This is a genomic window from Microbulbifer sp. ABF4_107 (genome assembly GCF_056312215.1).
Map to the genome: position 1 here is coordinate 1982306 of NZ_CM149983.1, position 26695 is coordinate 2009000.

Sequence of the window (26695 nt, forward strand, 5' to 3'; positions counted from 1 at the left end):
ACAACCGATCGCCCGGCTGGCACTGGATCAACTGGAAAAAATGAGCCAAATCAGCGCACCGCCCAATATCAACCGGTATATCGCGAAGGGCGCCATACCGATACGGCTGATGAACTGAAGGAAAAAATGGATACACAGATAGGCGCTGATACCTGACAAGACAACACCCAGAAATATGCTTCCCCAAGGTACCGAGCTTGAATCGAGCAGTTCAAGGGTCAGCAACAGCGCACTCAGCGCAATGACCGGGATCGACATCAGAAAAGAAAAGCGTGCAGCGGCCTCCCGCTTCATTCCCAGCATCAGCCCCGCAGTCATAGTAATGCCAGAGCGGGACGTGCCAGGGATCAGGGCTAAGGCCTGCGCGGCGCCGATCATCAATGCCTTTTTCCAGTCGAGCTTTCCAATATCATCGCGGCGCTCACCGCGGGCATCCGCCCACCAGAGCAACAGACCGAACACAATAGTTGTGGTCGCGATAACTGCCGACGAGCGCAGGTGCTCCTCGATAAAGTCCTTGAACGTCAGGCCTACGAGGCCGGCAGGAATTGTGGCCAGCACAATGAGCCAGGCAAGGCGACCTTCACTGGAAAATTGACCGGTCTTGAACCCACCCAGACCGTCACAGATCAGCTGCCAAACGTCCTTGCGAAAATACACCAGAACTGCCATGAGGGATCCGAAATGCACCGCCACATCAAACGCCAGCCCCTGATCGGGCCAACCCAGTACCTGGTGAGGCAATATCAGATGTGCGGAGCTGGAAATCGGCAAAAATTCGGTGATTCCCTGGATGAGGGCCAGAATGACGATCTGAAAGGTTTCCATACTTTTCTACTGCTTTTGAATATTATTTGGCCGGACGAATGCGTTCGCGTTTTTTCCAGGTGATTTCGTTACGAAGGTAAGTGGGCTCCAGGGCTTCAGCGGATACTTGCTCGCCTCTTCCCCACAAGTCTGCGGCCAGCACCGCGATATCCTGGGCGTGAATAGCGGTACCCAGTGCGAGAGCCCGTGGATTCAGCTCCGACAACTGCGGATAAACCCAGCCGGGGCCCGCAGCCAACAACTGCGCCGGGGTAACGCCTCCCGCGATATATTCGCCCGATGTCAATACCGACACGACCTGCTCCGGCGCGGAGACCCGGTCCTCAATCAACGCCTTACCCGGCACTGCCGCATCATAGAGCCCCCAATAGACCTCCTGCATACGTGCATCCAGTGCCGCCAGAACCGGCGCTTTCTGCTCTGCCCACTCCGGATTTTCCCGAACCGCACCGCGCGCAAGGGCGGCCAAACTGGACACAGGCACCACAGGTTTGTCTGCCGAGAACGCTAAACCCTGAACGCAACTGATCGCGATACGCAGGCCGGTAAAGGACCCTGGCCCTTTGCTGACCGCAAGGGAATCGACCTGACGAAGACTGCATTGCCCTTCCGCCAATACCTGCTCCACCATAGGCAGTAGCCGGCGTGTATGATCGCGCTCCGCCCGAACAAAGGCTTCCTGCACCCTACCCTGGTCGTACAGGGCCACTGAGCAGGCGCCGGAGGTGGTATCGATGGCGAGAATTTTCAATTGAGGGGTCCCATTTCCGGTGTTTTCAAAGAGGCCGCCACGTTATTGGGGCGCACTGCCAATCTGGAGAAGGGCATGACCCGGCCCGGATTCAGCCACGATAGACCGCGCTTCGGCTTTGGGGGCGAATTGTGGCACGGCCAGCCATAAACGCAACCAGCGGGGAAGCCGGGGCCGAGCAAAAACAAAAAGCCCCGGAACAGAGTTCCAGGGCTTTCGGTAGGTATTGACCCCTATGAGTCAACAGGCGTTATTCACGCCTTCTTCGGCGGACGACCGCGACGGGAAGTCGACTTTTTCGCCGTCGCTTTTGGCGGGCGTCCCCGGCGAGCAGACTTCTTAGGCGCCGACTTTGCAGTTTTGGTTGCGGCCTTTTTCGCGGCAGCCTTTTTGACAGTCGTTTTTTTCGCTGCGGCCTTTTTAGGGCGCCCGGCAGCAGACTTCTTCACCGCCTTCTTCTTGGTGGCTTTCTTGGCTGCCTTTTTGGCTTCCGCTTTGGCCTTGGCTGCGGCTTTCTTTTCCATTGCCTTGGCTTTGGCGGCCGCTTTCTTCGCCGCCGCTTTCACCTTGGCGGTGGCTTTCTTTTCCGCCGCTTTTACTTTCTTGGCATCGGCCTTGGCACGCGTCTTTTTCCAACGGGCTTCAAAGGCTTTCAGCGCCTTGCTGAGCTCCTTGTCCGCTTTGCTGGAGAGTTTATCGGCCAGTTCGGAAACCGTTTTCTTGGCTGACTCCTCTGCCTGACGCACCGCATCCATGGCATTGGCCTTAGCCAGACCAAGTTTGGCTTCGGCCAGTTTCGCGCGCTGCTCGCGCAGTTTTGCGTTGGCTGCCGTCAGTGACTTTTTCGCCGCCGCGGTATTGGACTTCTGCACCCGGGCGCGGGCTTTGCCAACGCGATCCAGCTGGGCATCCATAGATTTTGCAGCTGCATCTACTGCTTTCTGCGCTTTGGTTACCACCGGTGAGGTGGCGACTGAGGCTTTGGCGGCCGGTTTTGCTACGCGCTTTGCCTTCGCCTTTGCCTTTTTCTTTGCGACTCGTGCCATCCCTTGTCTCCTCTTTCTCTTTAAAGAAGTCACTGTAAACACTGAATTGTGTATCGAACAACGTGAAGAATTGAGAGCAGCCCAGCCATTGAAAATGACACGGCTGTATCAAAGTTAATAAAAAAAAGAGGGTTTGCAAGAAAAAAAGATTAAAAACAACCAAAAACCACAAAAAAATTGAGATTTTTTTGGGATTTTACAGAATTCCGATGGAATTTCCGGAAAACCCCAGATACGCGCGGGTGAAAACAAAAGGAAGTGGGCGGAGAATAATTAATTAAATCACCTCAGAACAACCCCGATTTAGCCGGCGATGGCCGCCGGTAATCGATCGCGAAGAATAGCCTCCAGAGCCTGAATATGATCGTCACGGGCATTCAGCGCTGGAACATAACGGTATTCAATCCCTCCCTCATCAATAAAGTTAGCGCGATTCTCTACCGCGATTTCCTCCAGGGTTTCGAGACAATCTGCGGAAAACGCCGGGCAGATCACATCCACACTCGCCACCCCGTTTTGCCCCCACTCAATCAGGGTTTTGTCCGTATAGGGCTGCAGCCACTCCGCCTTACCAAACCGCGACTGGAAGGTAATCTCCCATTTATCTCTCGGCAGCTTCAGTGCTTGAGCCAACCGCTCGGCTGTACCGCAGCACTGATCATAGTAAGGGTCGCCTTTGCGGACGTTCGCCTTGGGGATGCCATGAAAGGACATCATCAACTTTTCTGCTGAACCATGCTCGGCCCAGTGCTCACGCACGGAGTTGGCCAGGGATTCAATATAAAGCGGGTGCTGCCAATAATCGTGCACCACAGAAATGTCCGGGACATTGCGGCTGCTGCGGACGATATCTGACACCTGGTCATAAATAGCACCGGTAGTAGTGGCGGAGTACTGCGGGTACAGCGGCAGAACGGTAAACCCGTCCGCCCCGTCTTCAGTGAGCCTGGACACGGTATCTGCAAGTGAAGGGCCGCCATAAGTCATGGCATAGGCCACGGTAAATTGGCCTGTACACGCTGAATCCAGCCGCTGCTGTAACTTTGCCACCTGTCGCTGGGTGTAATACACGATGGGAGAACCACTGACAGCCTCACCATCCAGCCCCTGATTCCAGATTTCCCTGTAAGCCGGGGCAATTTTTGCGGGTCGAAACGGCAGCACAAACAGGTTGAGGATCATCGCCCAAAGCGGGCGGGGAATCTCGACCACACGAGGATCGGAAAGAAAGTCTTTCAGGAATCGCCGTACAGCGCCGGGGGTAGGCTCTGCAGGAGTACCCAGGTTCATCAGGATGATTGCGTGCGCCATATCGCGATACGCTCCTTTATAGAAGTTCAGTGCGTTGCCGGAAGGCCAGGATGGTGCTGAGTATTCCAGAATCCCGCGGAAAAGTATTTACCAGGCTTCTGGGTGCCCTGATAAATCCCGACAATCACCACGCTTTCGGCATGGGGCGTATAAACAAAAAAAGCTCCCGAAGGAGCTTTTTTGATGTCATTCCGCCAGCGGGAACAACCTCGAATATTGGTGGGTCAGCTCAGGGCTTCGATCACCTTTTCACGAATATCATCCATGGAACCAACGCCTTCCACTTTACTGTACTTGGGCGCAGTTTCAGGGGCACGCTGTGCCAGCTCGCGGTAGAAACCTACCAGCGGCTCGGTTTGCTCGTGATACACAGACAAACGATTGCGTACAGTTTCTTCGGTGTCATCGGCACGCTGAACCAGTGCTTCGCCTGTTACATCATCCACACCTTCAGTTTTGGGTGGGTTGTAGACCAGGTGATACACGCGACCGGAACCTTCGTGTACCCGGCGGCCAGACAGTCGCTTGACGATTTCTTCGTCGTCGACGGCAATTTCCAGCACATTATCGATAGCCACATCCGCGTCCAGCAGCGCCTGAGCCTGAGGGATGGTACGTGGGAAGCCGTCGAACAGGAATCCATTCGCGCAATCCGCCTGTGCGATGCGCTCTTTCACCAGGGCGATGATCAGGTCATCGGAAACCAGTTTACCAGCGGCCATTACATCCTTGGCCTGTAAGCCCAAGGGGGTGCCCGCCTTTACTGCGGCACGGAGCATGTCTCCAGTAGAAATCTGAGGAATTCCAAACTTCTCGGTGATGAACTGGGCCTGGGTGCCTTTACCGGCGCCAGGTGCGCCCAGAAGTATGATTCGCATAAACAGATAGTCTCCAGATCATGCCGAGGCAATTATTGAATATTCCAGTCCGGCCGTGCCGGCGGCGCCCCGAGAAAAGAGCGCTACCTTACACTTTGCCCCCACACAGAACAAGCCCGCATGTGGTCAGGCCGAATTAGGTAAATTTTTTACAAGTTTCCCGCCAATTAATGCAGATCGCTTCTCTTCCCGGGGATAATTTCACCAGCCAGCCAAGTCTTACTTGACTCAAGCAAACAGCACCGAACACGGTTCAACCCGCCTCCGGGGACGGATTTCCGGCGACCTTCGCCGCATCCCAAAGCCGGTCCAGTTCTTCGAGGGAAACGTCCGCAGGTTGCTGGTCGCGCATAGCGAGCGCCGCTTCAACCGCAGCAAAGCGCTGCTCGAATTTACGGTTGCTCTGACGCAGAGCCGCTTCCGGGTCCTGCTTCAGATGACGCGCAACGTTGACGCAGGAGAACAGCAGGTCACCCAGTTCTTCACGGGCGTGCTCAGGGTCGCCACTGGCAATGGCCTCGCGCAATTCACGCAGCTCTTCTTCCACTTTATCCAGTACGCCGCCAATTTCAGGCCAGTCGAAACCGACCTGGGAGGCGCGCTTTTGCAGCTTGGCTGCCCGGGTCATTGCGGGCAGCCCGGTGGCCACACCGGCGAGGGTGCCCGCTTCGCCTTTGGACTCCCGTTCGGCCGCTTTTATGGCTTCCCAATTGGCCTTTACCTGCTGCTCATCGATATCCGCGGCCTGGTTCTCCCCGTATAGATCCCCGGACGGGAAAACGTGCGGGTGACGGCGAACCAGCTTGCGCACCAGGGTATCGACAATACGGGAGAAGTCGAAATGCCCCTCCTCCCGTCCCAGCTGGGCGTAGAAGATGACCTGAAACAACAGGTCTCCCAGCTCCTCGTGCAGGTGCTCGAAATCTTCCTGCTCGATGGCCTCGGCAACCTCGTACGCCTCTTCAATGGTCGACGGCACGATGGTGGCGAAACTCTGCTTAAGATCCCAGGGGCAGCCGCCATCCGGATTGCGCAACTGCGCCATCAGGAATTGTAGATCTTCGACGTTGTAGCTTTGCTTCATGGTGGCTTTCTGTATTTCCCGGTCATCAATTCAGAATACGACGCTTGGCCGAGGCGACGTTGGGCAGCTGGTTGATACGGTGCAGCACCTGGCTGAGCTCTTCAAAATTGTGAATTTCCGCCGTAATGACCATATCCACCGTGTGCTTGTGCTTGTTGGAATAGGTCTGCATGGCGGTGATGTTGATGCGCTGACTGTCCAGCATGGTGGTCACGTCTCGCAGCAGACCGTGGCGATCGTAGGCCTCCACCATGATTTCCACGGCATAGAGTTCGGTGGGCTTTTCTGCCCACTCCACCTGCAGGATGCGCTCCGGTTCTTCGGATTGCATGCGCAGCATATTGGCGCAATCTTTCCGGTGAATGGAGACCCCGCGCCCCAGGGTGATATACCCCATGATTTCATCCCCCGGCAGCGGGTTACAGCAGCGGGCAATATGGGTCAGCAGGTTACCGACACCGTCGATATACACATCCGTCTGACCTTCCCGCGCCACCGATGCGGTGAGTGAAAGTACCGGCTCGCCCTTCTCCACCTTCACCATGCGCTGGGCGGCATTCAGCACCTGCCCGACACCGATATCACCGGCACCAACCGCCGCGTAGAGGTCGTCGAGAGAGTGCATATTGAGCTTTTTCGCCAGCTTCTCGAAATCGAAATCCGCCAGCGCCAGCTGTTTGAACTCACCATCAAGAATGGTGCGACCTTCCGCCACATTCTGGTCCCGCGCCTGCTGTTTGAACCAGTGAATCACCTTGGCGCGCGCGCGTGAGGTGGTGATGTACCCCATACTGCGCGAGATCCAGTCGCGACTCGGCGCTTCGCGCTTGCCGGTGAGAATTTCGATCTGATTCGCGGTCTGCAATTCGTGGTTGAGCGGCACGATGCGGCCATCCACCTTGGCGCCGCGACAGCGGTGGCCGATCTCCGTATGGATCTTGTAGGCAAAATCCAGCGGCGTGGCGCCCCGGGGCAGATCGACCACATGACCATCGGGGGTGAATACGTAAATTCGGGTATCCACGTCGCTGGCCTGCAGGTCGTCCTGCAGTGGATTGCCGCCGACCTCTTCGTGCCAGTCGAGTACCTGGCGCAACCAGGAAATTTTCTGTTCGTAGCCGTCCTGCCCTTCCAGCTGGCCGGATTTTTTATCGGTACCTTTATAGCGCCAGTGCGCACACACCCCGTATTCCGCTTCCTCGTGCATGGCGAAGGTGCGGATCTGCACTTCCAGTACTTTGCGATCCGGGCCAATTACCGCGGTATGCAGGGAGCGGTAGCCGTTTTCTTTCGGCGAGGCGATGTAATCATCGAATTCGTTGGGGATGTTGCGCCACAGATTGTGCACGATGCCAAGCACCGCATAACAGTCGCGCACGGTGGGCACCAGGATGCGCACCGCGCGAATATCATAGACTTGGGAAAAGCCGATATTTTTGCGGCGCATCTTCCGCCAGATGCTGTAAATATGCTTCGCGCGCCCGAAAACTTCACCTTCGATATCCGCTTTGTGCAGCTCGTTGCGCAACAGGCTTAAAACATCGTCGATGTAATCCTGGCGTGCCAGACGCTTCTCGTCCAAAAGCCGGGCGATCTGCATATAGTCGTCGGGCTCGAGGTAGCGGAACGCCAGATCCTCCAGTTCCCACTTGATATGGCCGATACCCAAACGGTGCGCGAGAGGTGCGTAGACGTCCGCCACTTCCCGGGCGACGCGGCGGCGCTTGGCCTCGTCGGCTTTTTTCGAGGCGCGGATAGCGCAGGTGCGCTCCGCCAGTTTGATCAGCGCAACCCGTACATCATCCACCAGCGCAACCAGCATACGACGGATATTTTCCGAATGCTCTTCAACGGCCCCGCTCTGATTTTCCTCTCCGGTATCCGCGCTGCGATTGCGGATCACTGCCATCTGCAGGACGCCGCGAATCAGCTTGGCGATGGTCTCACCCATCTCGCTTTCGACGGTCTTTAGCGGCAGACGTTTCTCCCGCACCGCGCGGTACAGCATGGCCGCACAAAGGGCTTCGCCGTCGATCTGCAGGTCTGCGAGGATTTCCACCATCTCCAGACCGGTGAGGAAGCTGCTGGCCCCCTCTGCCCAGATATTCTCCGCGTCAATGGCCTTTTGCTCGGCCTCTTCGCTCATTTCCACCGCTTTGCGGAGGTTGACGAGGGTACCGCCATCCAGTTTGGCCATTGCCTGTATATGACGTAGCCAGGCCTCCCTGTCCAGGGTGCCGTCTTCGAGTCGCGGATAATTTTTTCTGACTTGTACCAATGGTCTAACTCGCGGTTACAAGGGTTTTTCTATTTTCGATGTAGTGTCGAATTCATGCGTCCCGGTCGGCATCAAACAGTCCGGAAGATAAATAGCGGTCGCCGCGATCACAAACGATCGCCACGATGGTGGCATTCTCCACTTCTGCGGAAATCTTCAGTGCGCCGGCCACGGCGCCACCAGAGGATACTCCGCAGAAAATCCCCTCTTCCCGCGCCAGGCGCCGGGTCATGGTTTCGGCTTCCGCCTGACTAATGTCCATTACCCGGTCGACTTGTTCCGGAACAAAGATCTTGGGCAAATAAGCCTGGGGCCAGCGACGAATACCGGGAATGGAGGAACCCTCGGTGGGTTGGAGGCCGATAACCTGGACCGCCGGGTTCTGCTGTTTGAGATAGCGCCCGCACCCCATGATGGTGCCCGTTGTTCCCATAGAGGAGACAAAATGGGTAATTTGCCCGTCCGTTTGCCGCCAGATCTCGGGTCCGGTGCTTTCGATATGTGCCGAGGGATTATCCCGGTTGGAAAACTGGTCGAGCACAAGCCCCTGGCCCTCTGCCTGCATTTGCAGTGCCAGATCCCGCGCCCCCTCCATACCCTGCGCGGCGGTAACCAGAATCAGCTCAGCGCCGTAGGCGGTCATCGCGGCCTTGCGTTCATCGGTGGCACTCTCGGGCATGATCAGAATCAGGCGATACCCTTTAATCGCGGCAGCCATGGCGAGCGCGATACCGGTATTACCGCTGGTCGCCTCAATCAGGGTGTCCCCAGGTGAAATCTGTCCGCGGGCCTCTGCATGGCTGATCATCGATAACGCAGGGCGATCCTTTACGGATCCCGCCGGATTATTGCCTTCCAGCTTGAGCAGCAGCGTGTTGCTGGTCAGCCCTTGCAGTCGCTGCAAGCGCACCAACGGGGTATTGCCGACACAATCGGCAATCGTCGGATATTCCATAGTCAACTTCGGGTCCATCGCTTGGTCATAAGAGCGCTTCATGGGGTAGCCCATGGGATAGGCGGGCGCACATTCTACCTGTCCGCCGGGCAGGCTGCGAACCCGAACCGAGATATCTGCCGTTGACAAGGTTAAATGGGGCTGGTTTCTGCTGCCAGCAAAGGTAGAATCGGACAAAAATAACACAATCGATACAGGCGCGATCAGTCAATATGGTTCACTCATCCTCAGACCCGACATCCACGCCGCAAGTGCCGCCCACCGAGGGCCCGCGGCGCCGCAAAAGCAATCGCCGGCTGTCGCTGAGAGCGCTCCTGTTCCGCTACGCCATGACCCCCGCACTGATTTTAGCGGTGCTCCTGTGCCTGTTATTTACCCTGCAGCAAATGAGCGATCGGCGTGACCTGTTACTAAGCCACGGTCGCGCCAGTGCCGAGCAGCTGGTAGAACTGATTCACCTGAGCGATGGCTACGCTTTTGAAGAGCGAATCCAGTGGCTCGACAAAAGCCTGATGGCCGTGATGCTGGAGCGGGACATGATCCGCTCGGTGCAGCTGTATCGGGCGGACCTGAACAGCGAGGGCGTTGAGGAGTTCAAGCTGATATCCAGCGTGGGCCCGCGCCCGCGCACCACCTTTACCGCGGACGAGCTGCGCGGTAGATCTGCTCACGTCCACGAAGACCTGAACAGCCTGCAGGTCCTGCAACCCCTGATCGGAGACGACGCCAATTGCTGGCTGACTATTGAACTACATCGCCCTTACTTTCTGGTCGGCACCTATCAGGTAGCACTTGTAGGGTTGGTGGGCCTGATTATCTGTAGTCTCGTGGCACTGGTGTGGGCGGTGGCCATGTCGGAGCGCGCCGCACGAAGCATGGAGCGGATCAAAGAGTCACTGCGAGTGATTGGCACGGGCAAGTTCGCAACCCGCGTACCCAACTCACGGAACCTGGAGCTGTTTCAGCTGGGCGAAGAGATCAACCAGATGGCCAGAAATCTGGCCGAATATCACCGGGACTACCAGGAAGGCCTGCACCAGACCATGGAGGATCTGCGCCAGTCGCTGGATGCCATGGAAGAACAGAACATCGAGCTGGAAATCGCCCGCAAAAAAGCCGAGGAAAACAGCCGGGTAAAATCCACCTTCCTCGCCAATACCAGCCATGAAATTCGCACACCGCTGAACGGTATTATCGGGTTTACCAACCTGCTACTGAAAACTGAAGTGGACCAGCTGCAACACGATTACCTGCAGACCATTTTGCGGTCTTCGGAAAATCTGCTCACCTCCATCAACGACATTCTGGATTTCTCCCGTATCGAATCCGGCAACCTGGTGCTTGACCACAGCCCTATGAATCTGGGGCAGGTACTGGAGGAGACACTGCAGATCCTCGCCCCCTACGGCTACGAGCACAGCCTGGAGCTGGTTCCTTTTGTTGACCCGCAATTACCACCTTCGCAGATCGGCGACCCGTTGCGGATCAAGCAGATCCTGACCAATCTCGTGAGCTCCGCGATCCGCTGCTCTGAAAATGGCAGCATCCCGGTCCGCATTGCGGTTTTGAGCGGAAAAGAATCCGAGCTGAAGGTGCGTATCAGCATCACCGACAACGGCGAGCGCTGTGATGAACAATGTCGCCGTGAGCTACGCCTTCTGCTCACCAGCACCGCGTCTCAACAGCAACTTTCCAACAGCGGCATGGGCCTCGGGATTGCGCGAAACCTGGTGTATTCCATGCAGGGTGAAATTGGCCTCGATGACAACGAGCAGGGCGGCTGCACATACTGGATTCAATTGCCTCTGACCATTGACCGCAATCGCATCGCAGTTACCCGAGAACAGTTCCCCGGCTGTCGCCTGCTGCTGGTGGACCCGAACCCCATGACTCGCCAGCAGATCTACCAGCAGCTCACCCACTGGCGAGCCGCGCCGCTGGAGCACAATGACGGCGAAAGTCTGGTGCCGGCTGTCGAGCAAATGTGGCGCCACGATGCCCTGCCCGACGGCCTGATCATCGACACAGCCCTGGCCAACGATGACTTCGACAGCTTTATCAGTACCGTGCAGCAACTCATTGACACCTACCAGTGCCGGGTCATCGTGCAGGGATCCCCGGTGGATCTGCGCCGCTGCTATGACGCGCTGCGCACGCGCGTGCTGGCATTCCTGGCCAAGCCCGTCAGTCGCGAAGGATTACTGCGCGCCCTGAAGCGCGCAGTTCCGCAGCAGGCACAGTCACGTCCGCAGACCGGCACTTTCCCCGCACTGCCCTGGCCGACCCAGCCGCGGGTACTGGTGGTAGACGACTACGAGGCAAACCGGCGGTTAATGAGCGAGCTTTTGCGCACACAGAGTATCGATGCCACTCTCGCCGACAGTGGCGAAGAAGCGCTGCGACTATGGCGAGAGCAGCATTTCGATATGATTTTTATGGATATTCAAATGCCAGGGCTCGACGGCATTGCCACCACGCAGACCATCCGCAGTGAAGAAACCGGGCGGCGCACACCGGTTATCGCCCTTACCGCCCATGCCGGTACCGAAGAGAAGTCGCGCCTGCTCAGTGCCGGCCTCGACGACTACCTCAGTAAACCAGTCAGCGAAAGCCAGTTGACCCACACCGTCAAACGCTGGATGGAAGTCAATACATTTAGCGAAACACCACAATTGACCACATTGATGGAACCGCGACTGGTGGATATCGGTGAGAGTCTGAATCTGGCAAATCAGGACGCCAGGCTCTCGCGGGACCTACTGCGCATGCTGCTGAAAGGACTGCACGAAGACGAGCAGGAACTCGCGCGCATGGCGCAAGCCAAAGATTATCTGGCAATGTTCGAACGGGTACACCGCCTGCACGGAGGGTGCTGTTATTGCGGGGTACCGCGCCTGCGCACCGCCACCGAACAATTACAGGAATTACTGCGGCCTCTGCAGGAAACAGGAAACGGTGTCGACGAGCCGGACCAGGCCACCTTTGAAAGAGCCTATAAGCTGGTCAGAAAAGAAATTCGGAGTCTGCGAGACTGGGCAGCGGACCAGGACCTGGATGCGTTATTCGGACTGGAATGCGAAGCGACAAAGCCGGAATCTCAGGAACACTGAACAAGGGCATCGCCGGCGAGGTCAGTCTGCGCAATACACCTGACGGAACAGCTCGCGGCTTTTCAGTGGACGATGCCCCAGCAGTGGCCCCAGCAAAAGGCGGGCAAGCCGTTTGGCATCAGACAGACCGTGATTTTCTGGCGCCAATTGGCGCTCAGCTGCAACATCTATCGCGAGCAACTGCGCCATCGCCAGCAGTTGTGCGCCGGCAAAATCTGCCGAGCGCAGTGCTTGCCCCGAGGGTATCACGACAGGCACAAACCCCTCCTCCTGCGTCAACCGGTACACACCGTCAGGCCGTATCGGCGCGCCTTCAATAGAGCAAAAATCCAGTTCCGGGCAGCTGCCCAGTGCCTGTAGCAGCTGCAGCTCAAAAATCCGCAACGGCGGTTCCAGTTCTCCGCTGTGCTCACCGGACAACCGCGCCAGATGCTGCAGTAAATCCTGGTAAGCAACAAATACCGACACCAGGCTCTCCCCTTCCGGCATCAACCGCACCAGGAGCTCATTGGCATAGAGGCCCGCATAAACGGCGCGCCCCTTCAGCCAGAGGGGCTGACCGGCATTTTCCAGCGGCCCCAGCGTTTTCAGATCGTGACGCCCCAGAAGAGTCACCAACAGGGGGGTAAAGGGTTGCAGTGCGCGCTGGCGGCGCTGTTTGTCGCGGCGCGCACCTTTGGCAATACAGGCGATACGCCCGTAGTCCGGGGTAAGCAGTTCCAGAATCAGACTGGAATCCCGAAACGGGCGGGAGTGAAGAATATAGGCGGGTTGCGGCGGAAGCTGCTGCACAGCACGTTGCCGACTGGTTACTGCTTGTCGACGTAGCCGAGGCTGCGCAGGGCGCGCTCGTCGTCAGACCAGCCGGATTTGACTTTCACCCAAAGGTTCAGCATCACCTTGCTGTCGAACAGTGTCTCCATATCCAGGCGCGCCTGCTGGCCGATTTGCTTGATACGCTCGCCTTTAGTGCCAATCAGGATACGTTTCTGACCGTTGCGCTCCACCAGTATCGCCGCACTGATGTGCAGCACCTTGCCTTCCTGAGCGAACTCTTCCACTTCTACGGTGACCGAATAGGGAATCTCTGCGCCCAATTGACGCATCACCTTTTCTCGCACGATTTCGGCGGCGAGGAAGCGGGAGCTGCGATCGGTGATCTGGTTTTCCTCAAAGAAGTGCATACCTTCCGGCAGGCGCTCTACTATCACATCTTCCAGAGACTGAAGATTGGAGGTGCGCAGCGCAGATATCGGCACAATTTCCGCTTCCGGGAATCGCTCTTGCAATGCCTGAAGTTGCGGCAGCAGTGCATTTTTATCCTGCAACTGATCGACCTTGTTGACCGCAATAATCAAAGGGCACTTGAGGCCGCGCAGTTTCTGCGCCACAAGCTCGTCCCCTTCTGTCCAGCGAGCCGGCTCTACCACGAACACCACCACATCCACGTCCCGGGTGGAGCTGATGGCTGCGCGGTTCATGTAGCGGTTGATTGCTTTCTCTTCGCCCGCATGCAGTCCTGGGGTGTCGACAAAGATGATCTGGTTATGCCCGTCGGTCTTGATACCCAGCATATTGTGGCGGGTCGTCTGCGGCTTGCGGGACGTAATACAGATCTTCTGCCCCAACATGTGGTTCAGCAGCGTGGATTTCCCCACATTGGGTCGGCCGACAATCGCGACATAGCCGCAGCGGGTTGCAGGGGAATCAGAAGTATTGGATTCGCTCAAGGGGATCTCCGAGCTGGTCGAATGGGCCCTTCGTATGGCGGGCCAGTCAGTATTTGAGGGCGAATTGCAGCCGATTATAGGCTCAAGCCTGCCCGGTCAGTCGCGCATAGGCTTCAGTGGCTGCGGCTTTTTCCGCGGCTCGACGGTTTCCAGCCACACCCTTGGCGGGCTCGCTGAGGCCGGATACACGGCATTCCACCACAAACTGCTGGGAGTGCTCCTCACCGGCCACCTCCACCACCGTATAGTCGGGCAGCGGCTTTTGCCGCGCCTGCAGCCATTCCTGCAGGCGGGTTTTCGGATCCTTCGCGGTTTCCAGGGAGAGGCTTTGCAGGCGCGGGGCAAACCAGGCCAGTACCCGTTCGCGCGCCACCTCGAGCCCCGAGTCCAGATAAATTGCGCCGATAATCGCCTCCACCGCATCCGCCAGGATCGAGGATCGACGATGACCGCCACTCTTCATTTCCCCTTCGCCGAGGCGCAGGCACTCGCCCAGCTCCAGCTCCCGGGCGACTTTGGCCAGGGTTTCACCGCTGACCAGCTGCGCACGCAGCCGGCTCATCTGGCCTTCGCGACCTTCAGGAAACTTTTCAAACAGGGCTGCACTGATGGTAAACCCGAGAATGGAGTCGCCGAGGAATTCCAGCCGCTCGTTGTTGCGGCTGCCGTGGGAGCGGTGGGTCAGTGCCAGGTCGAGCAATTCCGCCCGGGTGAATTGATACCCCAGGCGATTGCCCAGTCGTTGCAGATGGAGGTCTGTCACCGGTTAGTAGTCATCTCGCTTTCGAAACTGCTCAAGATCCACCAGCGGCTCACAACAGAGCTCGGGCTTGGCAGTGTTCAATTGTTTATCAAACTTCATTACCACATCCACATTGTGGAACAACGGCTGGCGAAGCTCGTAGTTGATGCTGACCAGAGTACTGTCAGCACCGCGAATAATTTTGACCGAGTTGACCGGCTCACCACGCACGTTGTTGATGGTGAAGAATCGATCCAGCTCACGTTTGATCTGGGTATTGCTCATTTCGCGGATGCCGTCGTTTTTTGACAGGGAGTGCAGTCCCTCTTCGACAAAGTGCGCATCCACATAGGCCGGTCCCATTTTCGAGACCACAGTCAGGCCAAAGCCGAATACCGCAATAATCGCCAGCCAGCCCCAGTAACTCATACCCCGCTGGCCAGCCAAGCTGCGGGAAATCTGTGTATCTAATGCCATGTCGATCTACCGATTGTTATGGTTTTAATCAATGCCCCCAACCCGGTCAAAACTGGGCAGGCTCAGTAGTTTCTCCCAATGCATCCAGATTGCAAAGGCTTTGCCGACAATGTCTTCCTCAGGCACGAAGCCCCACTTGCGGCTGTCGAGACTGTTGTCGCGGTTGTCACCCACCATGAAATAGTGGCCTTCCGGCACTTTCAGAGTTCGAATATTGCCAAACGGGCCCGGGCGGCTCTGCTTCGCGGTCAAATGGCGATGCCCGCCGAGAGTTTCCCACAGCAGTTCGCGCCCCGGGTTCTCCGTATCAAAGCGGATAAACTCCTGTGGCATGGCCTCGCCATTGATGTATAGCTGGTTGTTTTCTATACGAATCTCATCACCCGGCAGACCAATGACCCGTTTGATGTAGTAGGTCTCGTTCATATGCGGAGGGAAAAACACCATAACATCGCCGCGCTTGGGTTCACCGATATTCAGCACTTTGGTTCGACTTACCGGGAGACGAAGGCCGTAGGCGTATTTGTTCACCAGGATAAAATCACCCACTTCCAGGGTCGGATCCATGGAAGCAGACGGAATCTGAAACGGCTCTACCACGAATGATCGCAGCACGAACACGATGGCCAGTACCGGGAAAAAAGACTTGGCGTATTCCACCGCGACCGGCTCCTGCACCGGCTGCCCCTTTTCCGCCTGCGCCTTGCGCCCGCGAGCCAAAAACAACGCATCAAACAGCCAGATCACCCCTGTCACCACAACCAGCAACAGCAATATTAGGGGGAAGTTGATATCCATTCAGTTGTCTCTTTCCGACTGTTTCTTATTTGATGTGACCGAGCACAGATTGCGGCCTACCCGATTACTAAATGCCATTTTTGCCAATAGGTGACCGCATTAATTGTCCACTTTCAGCACCGCAAGGAATGCATCCTGTGGCACTTCGACCTTGCCCAGCTGCTTCATACGGCGCTTACCGGCCTTCTGCTTCTCCAGCAGCTTCTTCTTACGAGTTACGTCACCACCATAACACTTGGCAGTTACGTTTTTACGCAGGGCTTTCACCGTGGTCCGCGCTACCACCTGACCGCCGATAGCCGCCTGAATTGCCACGTCAAACATCTGCCGTGGAATCAGCTCTTTCATTTTTTCCGCCAGGGCGCGACCGCGCTGTTGCGCGTTGTCCCGGTGCAGAATCACCGCCAGGGCGTCTACTCGCTCACCGTTGATCAGGATATCAAGACGCACCAGTTTTGCCGGGTCAAAGCGCACAAAGTTGTAATCCAGGGAGGCAAAGCCGCGGCTGACGGACTTGAGGCGGTCAAAGAAGTCCATCACCACTTCACTCATGGGCAGCTCGTAGCGCAGGGACACCTGCCCACCCACATACTGCATGTCCTGCTGGACACCGCGCTTCTCCACACACAGGGTGATCACGTTACCGAGGTATTCCTGTGGTACCAGAATATTCGCTTCCACAATGGGCTCACGCATTTCCTCGATCTGACCAAGGTCGGGCATGCGCGAAGGATTGTCCATATTGACGATTTCGCCATTGGTCAATTCCACCTCGTACACCACGGTTGGCGCGGTGGTGATCAAATCCAGGTTGTATTCCCGCTCCAGGCGCTCCTGAATAATTTCCATGTGCAGCATGCCGAGGAAGCCACAGCGGAAACCGAAGCCCAGGGCATCGGAAGTTTCCGGCTCATAGAACAGAGACGCGTCGTTCAGGGAGAGCTTGTCCAGGGCATCGCGGAAGGCTTCGTAGTCGTCAGAACTCACCGGGAACAGGCCCGCGTAAACCTGAGGCTTGACGCGCTGGAAACCCGGCAGCATTTTGACCAGATCCGCATCTTTTGCGTGGGTCAGGGTGTCACCCACGGGAGCACCGTGAATGTCCTTGATGCCGGCCACCACAAAGCCTACTTCGCCGGCTTTCAGTTCACCGGTTTCCTTGCGCTTGGGGGTAAACACACCGACGCTGTCCACGACGTGGGCGCGACCGATGGATTTGGTAACGATCTTGTCTTTGTTTTTTAGGGTACCCTGCATCACGCGCACCAGGGACACGACTCCCAGGTAGCTATCGAACCAGGAGTCGATAATCAGCGCCTGCAGGGGAGCAATTACATCACCTTCGGGCGGCGGTACCAGGCGCACCAGGTCTTCCAGTACATCTTCGATGCCCAGTCCCGACTTGGCGCTGCAGCGGGTGGCCTCGGTGGCATCGATGCCAATAATATCTTCAATCTCTTCCGCGACTTTCTCCGGCTCCGCCTGGGGCAGATCCATTTTGTTCAGAACCGGAATCACCTCCAGGCCCTGTTCGATCGCGGTGTAACAGTTGGCGACGGACTGTGCCTCAACGCCCTGGGCCGCATCCACCACCAGCAGCGCGCCTTCACAGGCGGCCAGTGAGCGGGAAACTTCGTAGGAGAAGTCCACGTGCCCGGGCGTATCAATAAAGTTCAACTGGTAAGTTTTACCGTCACGGGCTTTGTAGTCCAGAGTCACACTCTGGGCCTTGATGGTGATACCCCGCTCCCGCTCGATATCCATGCTATCGAGTACCTGCGCCGCCATCTCACGGTCACTCAGGCCACCGCACACCTGGATAAAACGGTCTGCGAGGGTGGATTTGCCGTGGTCGATGTGGGCAATAATGGAAAAGTTGCGGATATGGGAGAGATCAGTGGCCACTGCGAGGATAAAACCTTTTAAAAATCAGTGAGTTAATGGGCGGACCGGGCCGCGCTGTGGGCGCAAGTCTAACAGGTTGCGCAAAAAGTGCATCCAATCTGTCTGCAACCCTCGGGGCTGTTGGCCTTGAGCCGGTTGAGGGCCGCATTGCTGTGCGCAACCGGCCCTCAATCCAACTAACTCACGTGATCTTTGCCAGTATCAGTCCTCTTCGATCTGGATAGTGCGAAAGGTCGGCTGGCCGCCGCGGAAGAAGCGGATCGGCAGCAGCTCACCTTTCGGGAGCTTCTTCACCACCTTCTCGTAGTCTGACAGGGACTCCACCTGCTCGAAGCCCAGCTGGGCGATGATGTCGCCGCTGCGCAGTCCGGCATTGGCACCGGCCTTGCCCGGCACCACCTGCTTGACCAATACACCGCTTTCCACCCCCAGGCGCTGCTTGAGGCTGTCGGGAATTTCGTCGACGACAAGACCCAGGCGGCCACCCACGTCAGTCGCCGTCGTTACGCTGGCTTGCTGCTGGCCGTCGTCGTCGCCAGGCAGGGCGCCCACACGCACGCTCAGTTTGCGCTCCTTGCCTTCACGCATCAGCAGCACCGGCACCTCGGCACCCGGGCGAGTGCGGCCCACTACATGGGGAAGATCACCGGACATCACGATCTTCTGGCCGTCAAAGCGGGTGATGATGTCGCCCACCTGGATCCCGGCCTTGTCCGCCGGAGAGTCAGCCTCCAGCTGACCGACCAGTGCTCCAGCCGGCTTGCCGAGCCCCATGGCGGTGGCGAGTTTGCGGTCCACATCCTGGATACCCACCCCCAGCCAGCCGCGGTCAACACGCCCCTTTTCCTTGAGCTGGGCAACCACGTCCTGGGCGAGACTCGCGGGAATCGCAAATGACAGGCCGATGGAGCCCCCGCTGCGGGTGTAGATCTGGGAATTGATACCCACCACTTCGCCGTTCAGGTTGAACAGCGGTCCACCGGAGTTCCCCGGGTTGATGGCCACATCGGTCTGGATAAACGGAACATAGTTCTCGCGGCTTTCGTTGGGGATGCTGCGCCCCATGGCACTGACGATACCGGCGCTGGCGGAGTAATCCAGGCCAAACGGGGAGCCAATGGCCACCACCCATTCACCTACCTTGATGGTTTCCGAGTCGCCCCAGCGCACCGTGGGCAGGTTTTCCCCTTCCACTTTCAACAGCGCCAAATCGGAGCGGGGGTCGGTACCCACCACCTTGGCCTCGTACTCACGGCGATCGGTCAGAGTGACACGGACTTCATCCGCGCCGTCAACTACATGGTTGTTAGTGACCACATAGCCATCATCGGAAATGATGAATCCGGACCCCATACTGGCTACCGGGCGCTGCTGACGCTGCCGGGGTTCCAGCAAGTGCCGGAAGATATCCGGGATCTCCTGCTGGTACTGCGGCGGCATGGAGTTGCGCGAAACGCGGTTGCGTTCCACCGTATTGATCTTTACTACCGCCGGCGAATTCTGCTCGATTAGGTCGGTCAGTTCCGGCAATCCGCGCGCAAACGCCGCGGTCGAGACAAGGAAACAAAGCGCAAGTAAGAATTGCGAACAGCGTGCAACCATATTTGTCACCCCTGATAAGCCCTTTTACTAATATGCAAAAAATACATTTTGAATTGGCAGCCTTTTGGTTATCACTCAGTGTTATCCGCGAAGGCTGCTATCGGCCGGGAACATCGCTGAACCCCAGCCCGTGACACCCTATTAGTTGGGCATTACGTTAAAAAGTTCGCATTCCCTAGTGTAAAACAGTGTTAAGGATTGCATGACAGCCCCAAAACAACCTCCCCGCCAACATCGCGCCCCCCCTGTTCGCCTTCGCCCGCGGACACAGCGTGGCCTGTTTCACACCCAGAGGCTTCAGTATGGTCAGTCTGCTCTGGGCGCGCCGCTGTACTATTTTCCGGCAGAAATCTGCGACGAGAATACCGGACTGGTGATGGCCGGCACCCACGGCGACGAAGTCGCCGCGGTGGTCACTCTATCGTGCGCCCTGCGCTCTCTGGAGGCGGGCCTACTGCGGCACCATGTGATTCTGGCGGTCAACCCGGACGGCTGCCAGCTGGGAGTGCGCTCCAATGCCCGCGGCGTGGACCTCAACCGCAACTTTGCCACCATCAACTGGAAGTCCGGCGGCACCGTCTACCGCTGGAACAGCGCCGCCGACGAGCGGGACGTCTATCTCTCCAGCGGTGACCATGCCGGGTCCGAGCCGGAAACCCAGTCCCTATGCCGCCTGGTACGCGAGCTTGCCCCAGCCTGGATGGTCTCGATTCACGAGCCCCTCGCGTGCGTGGAGGACCCCCTTCAAAGCCCGCTGGGGCACTGGCTGGCCGAACGGATCGAATTACCACTGGTGACCGAACTGGGCTACCAGACACCAGGCTCATTTGGCACCTGGTGTGCGGAAAACGAGCACCCCTGTATTACTCTGGAGTTTCCGCCAATTTCTGCGGATGTCGCCAGTGAAGAATACCTGCAGGTAATGACCGACCTGCTCTGCTACCGCCCCTGACGCCGAGCGCACTGGCAACACTTCACCACGAGCCCGTCACCAAGGGCCCGCTACCATCAGGTCCAAAAAACCCGGCCGTGAAAAAACTGCAAGGGCTTCACATCTTTTGCCAGCCAGGTGGGCCCGTCCAGATCGACAAAGCGCGCCCTTTCCCCGAGGGGCCAAACCGCGCGAATCGCCCGCGATGTGCACAACATGCAGCCAAGCATCAGCTCAAAGCCCTGTTCACTGGCGGCATCTGCGAGCAGAAGCGCCTCTTGTAACCCGCCTGTTTTGTCCAGTTTGATATTCACCATATCGTAAAGGCCCTTGAGTCTGGGCAGGTCCGCACGAGTATGGCAACTTTCATCGGCACAGATTGGCAATGGGTGTGCAAAGGTTGCCAGCACGCGATCCTCACCCACCGGCAAGGGCTGTTCGAGCATTGAGACCCCCAGCTCGGCAAGGGTTTCACAAAGTGCCGGCAACCCCTCGGGCGCCCATGCTTCATTGGCATCAATCACCAGCTCGCAGCCGGGAGCCGCACCGCGCACGGCACTCACACGCTCCAGAACCTGATGGCGGTCGAGCTTGAGCTTCAGCACCGACACACCGGACTGTTCGGCAGCTTGCGCAGCATCAGCCATCGCATCAGGCTCCGCGATCACCAATGTCTGAACCGTGGGTAGGGAGTCGGGACCAGCAAAGCCTGCGCCACTCTGCTTGCGTGTCCAGTCGGACAGCGCACAATCCACCGCATTGCGCGCGGCGCCGGCAGGCATCAAATTCTGCAATTGACGGCGGGTGATCCCCCGCTGGAGGGCGGGCATAACCGAATGAATCTCCGCCAGCACCGATTCCAGGCTTTCACCGTAGCGCGGATAAGGGGTGCACTCACCCGTTCCCGTCACACCTTCCGCGCAAACCTCAACGACCACAACCCGTGCCTCGGTGCGCGCACCGCGGGATATTACAAAGGCCGTTTTCAGCGGCCAGCTCTCTGCATAGCAGCGCCCCTCGAAACTCTGAGGCCCGTTCAACTCTCCCTGCCCTGCCATCCCTGATCTCCGATGAGTATGTTTATTGCTTTGCTCGGCACGATACGGGTCGTACCGCCCGGTCAGCATTCAGTGTAGAAACAGATGGGAAATCAGCAGCCAAATCCACGCATAAATCTGCGCAGGCCCGAAACGACCAACAAGAAGAACGCAGGTATGGGACACAGGCGTACGAGCCGGGAAGGGATCGCAGCAACAGCAGCCAGGGAAGAAGAACGGCGCCCGGGTGCTATTCAGGCAATGGGAGACACGGGTATCGCACAGGGATTGCCCCGTTCACGACGAAGGAATTGCGGTTCAAGTGCGCTATTACCGCGATTGAAATTACTGTAGAGACGGATAACCAGCGCACCTGCTGCAAGGCCCAACGCAGCCCCGGCAATCGCCAGGGGTTCGGACCCCGCAGATTGTCCCACCAGCGCGCCCGCCACCAGCGTAACCAGAGGCGCCAGATACACGATCAGCGAACTTGTTGCCAACACGCGCTCGCCAATGCCAATCACCACGGTATCGTGCAGCTGTATTGTTTCTGCCTCTGCAGGTGGTACCGGCACGCGGACACGAGACGCACTGGACCAGAAGTCGCCAAGCAGGCCTGTGCCACAGCCGGACTTTGCCGCACAACTGTGGCAGCCACTGCGCTGCACCGTCTCTATCCACACCGCAGAATGCTCGATAGCGACGACTTTGCCACGCTCTTCAATCATGTTTTCGATACTTCCGGTTACCGTTTTTCTGTGACCGCCTTGGCCACCAGTTGCGCGGTATTGTCGGGGATTTCACCCACAACTGTCACGGTGTAGCGTGCACCACCCACATCGATATGATCCATATAGGCGACGGTGGCACCTCGCACGGCTCGGCCTTTGTAATTCATTTCCGGCAGCTGCTGTACAAAGACAGTGAACGCACTGAGGCCATCGCTGAATACCAACATCTGGCCATCGGCCAGCGCTTGCACGGCCACCGGTTTGAAGCCGTTTGGCGCCCAGCCAAGTCGCCAGCGGCTTTCAGCATCCGTGCAGGTAATGGGGCTAGTTTCTTCGCGCACCGCGGGTGAACGCGGCTGCAGCTCACTGTCGGTCACCGGCGCCAGATCAAGCTCCACAAACTGAAAGCGCTCAAGTACACGGCCAGCAGGCGCCACCAACATGGACTTGAGCGGCAAACCCGTCTCTTTGTCGACACTGATCACCATGCCGAACCGGTGCAGGTCCCGTGGGCGTGCTTCCAGCACAATCGCTTCGCGATCAGCGATGCGCTCCTCGCCGCGAACCAGGAAGAGATAGTTGGACTGGACATTCTCCAGCCCCGCGGCGCTGTGCAAACCGGGACGGGATAGCGGGCTGCTCTCGCGGTGGCACTGGCTGTCACTGCTGCGAGTCACCATTTCCCGCGGGCTGCCGGTGAGATAACGGATTCGCTCGACCTGCTCACCGTCACGGATACCATGCACCACTTCCAGGGTCTCCATGGACCCAACATGCTCGAATGTCGCAAGGCCGCGGTACTCCAAACTAGCAACCGCCTGTGCGAGCTTGGCCAGCAATGCCCGGGTCGCTTCAGTCGACTCCGGCGCGGGCAGTGGCACAGAGGGCTTCTGACCAGCAGAAGGCGGCGCCGAAGCGGCGCCATCCAGGGCACCTGAGTTTTCAGCGGGTTCAGCGCTCTGCGCGCTCACGCCGGGTACAGCAATGGGTGCAGCCAATAGTAAAAAAGCCAACAGCGAGCTGTTGGCTTTGCGGGCATTACGGGAAATCAGGTTTGCCATATTCACGCTTTATCTGGTTGTGCATCGGGAAAGCCGCTGCCTGGCACCGGCTATCGCAATTACTCCGGTGGGCGCTCCCCATAGGTTGCGCGCGCATGGGGGACCATGCCCTGACTGCCAACGCGGGCCGCCTGTTCGGAGTGCTCGATCATCACCCGGTTCAGATGTCGCATCAACTCTGGTGTAGGCACCATCTGCACTTGAGGCGCAGGACCAACACGCTGTTCGGGTACCAACTGTGGCGCTGTACTCACCGCGCGAGTATTCAGTGTCGGAGCAAGAAAACCGCTCGGCTGAGGCATGGAAGCCACCGGTGCCTGCTGCGGGCGCTCGGTTTCCGCTACCAGGTCACCCTGAGTTTGCGGAGCCTGAATTTGCTGGACACCAAGCACCGCAGCGAAGGCTACCGTTGCCGCCACGGCACCGCGGGAAAGCGGGCGCCACCAGCGGCTGCGAGTAACGTCGTGATGGGTATCATTGGCCGGCACCGGTTCTCCAGACTGCAGCGGCGGCTCATCGGCAATGGCGGCGGAAATACTGGCGGCAAGGCCGAGATCAACCGGAGCCACCTTCTCACCACGCATCACGCCGGCAGCCAGCTGATAGCGGGACCAGCGCTCGTTCAAGTCACCGCCAGAAGCGCTGCCCGCGGCATCACTTTCTTTAAGCAGACGCTGAATTTCCAGCTCATTGGCCTCACCGTCCATCAAAGCGGACAGTGACTCATTCAGACGCTGCTGATGATTCCCGTGGGACATACGGGTCAACCCTCTTTCAGTGCAATTCTTTGGGCGCTGTATCACACCCTGTTTGTTAATAGGTGAGACCGGGGTCTGTCGAAAAAGTTTTACCGGGCAGACAAAATTTGTGTGAATTCATCGAAAATTTTATCTGCCGTCCCGGTCACCGGGAAGATTTAGACCAGAAACCCCTCAACGGGTTCTGGCTTGAAACAGAACTGACTAAAGAATAGCCAGCGCCATCCCCCCGAACATCGCCCACTTTCTAACCGCGCCCATCTACAGGTTCCGGCTCGCCAGCCATGGTTGCCTGAACCGCGCGGTCAATGGATTCCCGGGCGCGAAAAATCCGCGAGCGAACGGTACCCACCGGGCACCCCATCACTTCGGCAATTTCCTCATAGCTCAGCCCTTCCATTTCGCGCAGGGTCACCGCGGAGCGCAGGTCTTCCGGCAATTCGCGGATCGCGCGGTGCACGGCGGCCTCAAGCTGGTCGCGAAACAGTTGGTTTTCCGGGGTCTCGTTGTCCCGCAGCAGATCCGCGCCGGAATAGAATTCGGCGTCGTCCAGATCCACATCGGATGACGGCGGGCGGCGGCTGCGGGATACCAGGTGGTTCTTGGCGGTATTGATCGCAATCCGGTACATCCAGGTATAAAAGGCACTCTCTCCACGGAAATTGCCCAGCGCGCGGTAAGCCTTGATAAAGGCCTCCTGCACCACATCGTGTACCTCGGCGTGGTCGTTGATATAGCGGCTCACCACCGCCATGATCTTGTGTTGGTACTTCAGCACCAGCAGGTCGAAGGCGCGCTTGTCCCCTTTCTGAACCCGCTCTACCAGCTGGCGATCACTTGGTGACGCCTGTTGCCCTGTCATCCCCTACTCCAAACCGCTGCTCTGGCGCCGGAATGCGCCATCGCCAAGCTTATTCTGTTGTGTCCAAGACACTGGATTTTGGTCATAAGTTCCTGACAAATCGGTAATTTTTGAAGATGGCGTATACTACGCGCCCCCTAATATGAATAAAACTCCATGAGAGAGAAGGCAAACGGACCTGTGACCCCGAACGAGAACCACTACGACGTCCTGGTAATTGGCAGCGGCGCTGCGGGCCTGACCCTGGCGCTGCACCTGGCTGCACGCCACCGCGTGGCCCTGCTGTCCAAGCAGCGCCTGCAGGACGGCTCCACCTGGTTTGCCCAGGGCGGCATTGCTGGCGTACTGGACGAAACCGACTCGGTAAACGCGCACATAGCCGATACATTAGATGCAGGAGCCGGACTCTGCCACCCGGACGCGGTGCGCTTTACCGTGGAGAACAGCCGCGACGCCATTCACTGGCTGATCAATCAGGGCGTGGATTTCACCCGCGAAGACGACGGTGACTACCACCTCACCAAAGAAGGCGGCCACAGCCACCGGCGCATCATTCACAGCGCCGACGCCACCGGCCGGGCAGTGCACAGCACCCTGATCGAGCAGGTGCGCAACACCCCCAATATCGACTGTTTCGAGCACCACATCGCGCTGGACCTGATCCGCCAGCCAGACGCCACTACCGGCCGCTTCCGCTGCGCCGGTTCCTATGTGTACAACAAGGAAACCGAAGAGGTAGAAGTCTTCCAGGGCAAGGCCGTGGTACTAGCCACCGGCGGCGCCGCCAAGGCCTACCTGTACACCAGCAACCCGGACGGCGCCAGTGGCGACGGTATCGCCATGGCGTGGCGCGCGGGCTGCCGGGTGGCGAATATGGAATTCAACCAGTTCCACCCCACCTGCCTGTACCACCCCAAAGCCAAGTCCATGCTGATCACCGAGGCACTGCGCGGCGAGGGCGCCCTGCTGAAACTGCCGAACGGCGAGCGCTTTATGCACCGCTTCGACAAGCGCGGCGAGCTGGCCCCACGGGACATCGTCGCCCGCGCCATCGACCATGAGATGAAGCGACTGGGTGCGGACTGCGTCTATCTGGATATTTCGCACAAAGACCCGGAGTTTGTCCGCGAGCACTTCCCCACGGTGTACAAGAACTGCCTGAAATACGGCATCGATATCACCCGCGAGGCCATCCCCGTGGTACCCGCCGCCCACTACACCTGCGGCGGCGTGATGGTGGACCAGCACGGCCGCAGCGACCTGGACCAGCTGTACGCCATCGGCGAAACCACCTTTACCGGCCTGCACGGCGCCAATCGCCTGGCCAGCAACTCCCTGCTGGAATGTGTGGTCTACGCGCGCTCTGCGGCCATGCATATCGACAGCACCATCGAAAAGGTCGCCCCGCCGAAGTCCGCCCTGGCCTGGGACGCATCACGGGTAACCGATTCCGATGAAGATGTAGTGATCTCGCACAACTGGGACGAGTTGCGGCGTTTTATGTGGGACTTCGTGGGCATTGTGCGCACCCGCAAGCGCCTGCTGCGGGCGGAGCACAGGGTGAAACTGCTGCAGCAGGAGATTCTGGAGTTTTACGCCAATTACCGTATCACCAGCGACCTGATTGAACTGCGCAACCTGGCGGTGGTATCCGAACTCATAATCCGTTCCGCCCTGGACCGCCGCGAGAGTCGCGGCCTGCACTACTCACTGGACTACCCGGGACTGCGGGAACTGGCGATGGATACCATTCTGGTACCGGAGAACTTTGCCGATCAGCGGCACTTTATTGGCCCCTGAATTGCCCCCTCCTGCCCCCC

General features: G+C 58.1%; 23 protein-coding genes. 3 read left to right on the plus strand and 20 right to left on the minus strand.

Features of this window, described 5'->3' with window-relative positions; translation table 11 throughout:
- Positions 1-27: 27 nt before the first annotated feature.
- From ACYX4K_RS08130 to cysM, 8 genes are all read right to left on the minus strand, one after another.
- Positions 28-828 carry an undecaprenyl-diphosphate phosphatase gene (locus tag ACYX4K_RS08130; protein WP_475092619.1) on the minus strand — a complete coding sequence of 267 codons (801 nt, stop codon included), beginning with the start codon at positions 826-828 and terminating at the stop codon, positions 28-30.
- Positions 829-850: 22 nt separating this feature from the next.
- Complete coding sequence (gene tsaB / locus ACYX4K_RS08135; RefSeq protein WP_475092618.1) at positions 851-1579, minus strand: tRNA (adenosine(37)-N6)-threonylcarbamoyltransferase complex dimerization subunit type 1 TsaB; 729 nt, start codon at positions 1577-1579, stop codon at positions 851-853.
- Positions 1580-1833: 254 nt separating this feature from the next.
- Positions 1834-2625 carry a hypothetical protein gene (locus ACYX4K_RS08140; protein ID WP_475092617.1) on the minus strand — a complete coding sequence of 264 codons (792 nt, stop codon included), beginning with the start codon at positions 2623-2625 and terminating at the stop codon, positions 1834-1836.
- 303 nt (positions 2626-2928) lie between these two features.
- Positions 2929-3936, minus strand: a complete 1008-nt coding sequence (gene hemH, locus ACYX4K_RS08145) for a ferrochelatase (RefSeq protein ID WP_475092616.1) — start codon at positions 3934-3936, stop codon at positions 2929-2931.
- Positions 3937-4160: 224 nt separating this feature from the next.
- Positions 4161-4814: an adenylate kinase gene (gene adk, locus ACYX4K_RS08150; protein WP_475092615.1), complete on the minus strand. Its 654-nt coding sequence runs from the start codon at positions 4812-4814 to the stop codon at positions 4161-4163.
- Positions 4815-5067: 253 nt separating this feature from the next.
- Positions 5068-5898, minus strand: a complete 831-nt coding sequence (gene mazG, locus ACYX4K_RS08155) for a nucleoside triphosphate pyrophosphohydrolase (RefSeq protein ID WP_475092614.1) — start codon at positions 5896-5898, stop codon at positions 5068-5070.
- 25 nt (positions 5899-5923) lie between these two features.
- Positions 5924-8176 (minus strand): GTP diphosphokinase, encoded by a 2253-nt coding sequence (gene relA, locus ACYX4K_RS08160; protein ID WP_475092613.1) that lies wholly within the window; start codon positions 8174-8176, stop codon positions 5924-5926.
- 52 nt (positions 8177-8228) lie between these two features.
- Positions 8229-9131 carry a cysteine synthase CysM gene (gene cysM / locus ACYX4K_RS08165; protein ID WP_475092612.1) on the minus strand — a complete coding sequence of 301 codons (903 nt, stop codon included), beginning with the start codon at positions 9129-9131 and terminating at the stop codon, positions 8229-8231.
- A gap of 212 nt (positions 9132-9343) precedes the next feature.
- Here cysM and ACYX4K_RS08170 point away from each other — a divergent pair, with 212 nt between their 5' ends.
- Positions 9344-12241 carry a response regulator gene (locus tag ACYX4K_RS08170; protein ID WP_475092611.1) on the plus strand — a complete coding sequence of 966 codons (2898 nt, stop codon included), beginning with the start codon at positions 9344-9346 and terminating at the stop codon, positions 12239-12241.
- 21 nt (positions 12242-12262) lie between these two features.
- Here ACYX4K_RS08170 and recO read toward each other — a convergent pair whose 3' ends face one another.
- The 7 genes from recO to ACYX4K_RS08205 form a co-directional block, all read right to left on the minus strand.
- Positions 12263-13033, minus strand: a complete 771-nt coding sequence (gene recO / locus ACYX4K_RS08175) for a DNA repair protein RecO (RefSeq protein WP_475092610.1) — start codon at positions 13031-13033, stop codon at positions 12263-12265.
- 17 nt (positions 13034-13050) lie between these two features.
- Positions 13051-13971 carry a GTPase Era gene (gene era, locus ACYX4K_RS08180; protein ID WP_475092609.1) on the minus strand — a complete coding sequence of 307 codons (921 nt, stop codon included), beginning with the start codon at positions 13969-13971 and terminating at the stop codon, positions 13051-13053.
- Between the two features lie 82 nt (positions 13972-14053).
- Positions 14054-14734, minus strand: a complete 681-nt coding sequence (gene rnc / locus ACYX4K_RS08185) for a ribonuclease III (protein WP_475092608.1) — start codon at positions 14732-14734, stop codon at positions 14054-14056.
- A gap of 3 nt (positions 14735-14737) precedes the next feature.
- Positions 14738-15190 carry a DUF4845 domain-containing protein gene (locus ACYX4K_RS08190; RefSeq protein WP_475092607.1) on the minus strand — a complete coding sequence of 151 codons (453 nt, stop codon included), beginning with the start codon at positions 15188-15190 and terminating at the stop codon, positions 14738-14740.
- A 24-nt stretch (positions 15191-15214) separates the two neighbouring features.
- Entirely contained in the window at positions 15215-15988 is a 774-nt protein-coding gene (lepB, locus tag ACYX4K_RS08195; protein WP_475092606.1) for a signal peptidase I, read from the minus strand.
- Positions 15989-16087: 99 nt separating this feature from the next.
- On the minus strand, positions 16088-17893 hold the full coding sequence (gene lepA, locus ACYX4K_RS08200) for a translation elongation factor 4 (RefSeq protein WP_475092605.1): 1806 nt from the start codon (positions 17891-17893) through the stop codon (positions 16088-16090).
- 201 nt (positions 17894-18094) lie between these two features.
- Positions 18095-19495 (minus strand): DegQ family serine endoprotease, encoded by a 1401-nt coding sequence (locus ACYX4K_RS08205; protein ID WP_475092604.1) that lies wholly within the window; start codon positions 19493-19495, stop codon positions 18095-18097.
- A gap of 202 nt (positions 19496-19697) precedes the next feature.
- Here ACYX4K_RS08205 and mpaA point away from each other — a divergent pair, with 202 nt between their 5' ends.
- The gene (mpaA, locus tag ACYX4K_RS08210; protein WP_475092603.1) at positions 19698-20447 is read left to right on the plus strand and encodes a murein tripeptide amidase MpaA; all 750 of its coding nucleotides are present in this window, start codon (positions 19698-19700) and stop codon (positions 20445-20447) included.
- 56 nt (positions 20448-20503) lie between these two features.
- On the opposite strand, the gene ycjG is transcribed toward mpaA, so the two are convergent.
- The 5 genes from ycjG to rpoE all read right to left on the minus strand — a co-directional run bounded on the left by ycjG (position 20504) and on the right by rpoE (position 24875).
- Entirely contained in the window at positions 20504-21484 is a 981-nt protein-coding gene (gene ycjG, locus ACYX4K_RS08215) for an L-Ala-D/L-Glu epimerase (RefSeq protein WP_475092602.1), read from the minus strand.
- Between the two features lie 233 nt (positions 21485-21717).
- Positions 21718-22191 carry a SoxR reducing system RseC family protein gene (locus tag ACYX4K_RS08220; RefSeq protein ID WP_475092601.1) on the minus strand — a complete coding sequence of 158 codons (474 nt, stop codon included), beginning with the start codon at positions 22189-22191 and terminating at the stop codon, positions 21718-21720.
- 17 nt (positions 22192-22208) lie between these two features.
- On the minus strand, positions 22209-23255 hold the full coding sequence (locus ACYX4K_RS08225; protein ID WP_475092600.1) for a MucB/RseB C-terminal domain-containing protein: 1047 nt from the start codon (positions 23253-23255) through the stop codon (positions 22209-22211).
- Positions 23256-23314: 59 nt separating this feature from the next.
- Positions 23315-24013 (minus strand): sigma-E factor negative regulatory protein, encoded by a 699-nt coding sequence (locus ACYX4K_RS08230; RefSeq protein ID WP_475092599.1) that lies wholly within the window; start codon positions 24011-24013, stop codon positions 23315-23317.
- 247 nt (positions 24014-24260) lie between these two features.
- Positions 24261-24875, minus strand: coding sequence for an RNA polymerase sigma factor RpoE (gene rpoE / locus ACYX4K_RS08235; protein WP_043315769.1), 615 nt, complete (start codon positions 24873-24875; stop codon positions 24261-24263).
- A gap of 156 nt (positions 24876-25031) precedes the next feature.
- Between rpoE and nadB the strand changes: the two genes are divergently transcribed.
- Positions 25032-26675, plus strand: a complete 1644-nt coding sequence (gene nadB, locus ACYX4K_RS08240) for an L-aspartate oxidase (RefSeq protein WP_476178816.1) — start codon at positions 25032-25034, stop codon at positions 26673-26675.
- Positions 26676-26695: the final 20 nt, after the last annotated feature.

Excerpts from the sequence above, each read along its gene's own strand:
- hemH (WP_475092616.1), bottom strand. The coding sequence starts at position 3,936 with ATGGCGCACGCAATCATCCTGATGAACCTGGGTACTCCTGCAGAGCCT.
- rpoE (WP_043315769.1), bottom strand. The coding sequence starts at position 24,875 with ATGACAGGGCAACAGGCGTCACCAAGTGATCGCCAGCTGGTAGAGCGG.
- ACYX4K_RS08220 (WP_475092601.1), bottom strand. The coding sequence starts at position 22,191 with ATGATTGAAGAGCGTGGCAAAGTCGTCGCTATCGAGCATTCTGCGGTG.
- lepB (WP_475092606.1), bottom strand. The coding sequence starts at position 15,988 with ATGGATATCAACTTCCCCCTAATATTGCTGTTGCTGGTTGTGGTGACA.
- ACYX4K_RS08225 (WP_475092600.1), bottom strand. The coding sequence starts at position 23,255 with ATGGCAAACCTGATTTCCCGTAATGCCCGCAAAGCCAACAGCTCGCTG.
- ACYX4K_RS08190 (WP_475092607.1), bottom strand. The coding sequence starts at position 15,190 with ATGGCATTAGATACACAGATTTCCCGCAGCTTGGCTGGCCAGCGGGGT.
- ACYX4K_RS08205 (WP_475092604.1), bottom strand. The coding sequence starts at position 19,495 with ATGGTTGCACGCTGTTCGCAATTCTTACTTGCGCTTTGTTTCCTTGTC.
- mazG (WP_475092614.1), bottom strand. The coding sequence starts at position 5,898 with ATGAAGCAAAGCTACAACGTCGAAGATCTACAATTCCTGATGGCGCAG.
- cysM (WP_475092612.1), bottom strand. The coding sequence starts at position 9,131 with ATGGAATATCCGACGATTGCCGATTGTGTCGGCAATACCCCGTTGGTG.
- ACYX4K_RS08170 (WP_475092611.1), top strand. The coding sequence starts at position 9,344 with ATGGTTCACTCATCCTCAGACCCGACATCCACGCCGCAAGTGCCGCCC.
- ACYX4K_RS08130 (WP_475092619.1), bottom strand. The coding sequence starts at position 828 with ATGGAAACCTTTCAGATCGTCATTCTGGCCCTCATCCAGGGAATCACC.
- adk (WP_475092615.1), bottom strand. The coding sequence starts at position 4,814 with ATGCGAATCATACTTCTGGGCGCACCTGGCGCCGGTAAAGGCACCCAG.
- ycjG (WP_475092602.1), bottom strand. The coding sequence starts at position 21,484 with ATGGCAGGGCAGGGAGAGTTGAACGGGCCTCAGAGTTTCGAGGGGCGC.
- ACYX4K_RS08140 (WP_475092617.1), bottom strand. The coding sequence starts at position 2,625 with ATGGCACGAGTCGCAAAGAAAAAGGCAAAGGCGAAGGCAAAGCGCGTA.
- mpaA (WP_475092603.1), top strand. The coding sequence starts at position 19,698 with ATGACAGCCCCAAAACAACCTCCCCGCCAACATCGCGCCCCCCCTGTT.
- ACYX4K_RS08230 (WP_475092599.1), bottom strand. The coding sequence starts at position 24,013 with ATGTCCCACGGGAATCATCAGCAGCGTCTGAATGAGTCACTGTCCGCT.
- nadB (WP_476178816.1), top strand. The coding sequence starts at position 25,032 with ATGAGAGAGAAGGCAAACGGACCTGTGACCCCGAACGAGAACCACTAC.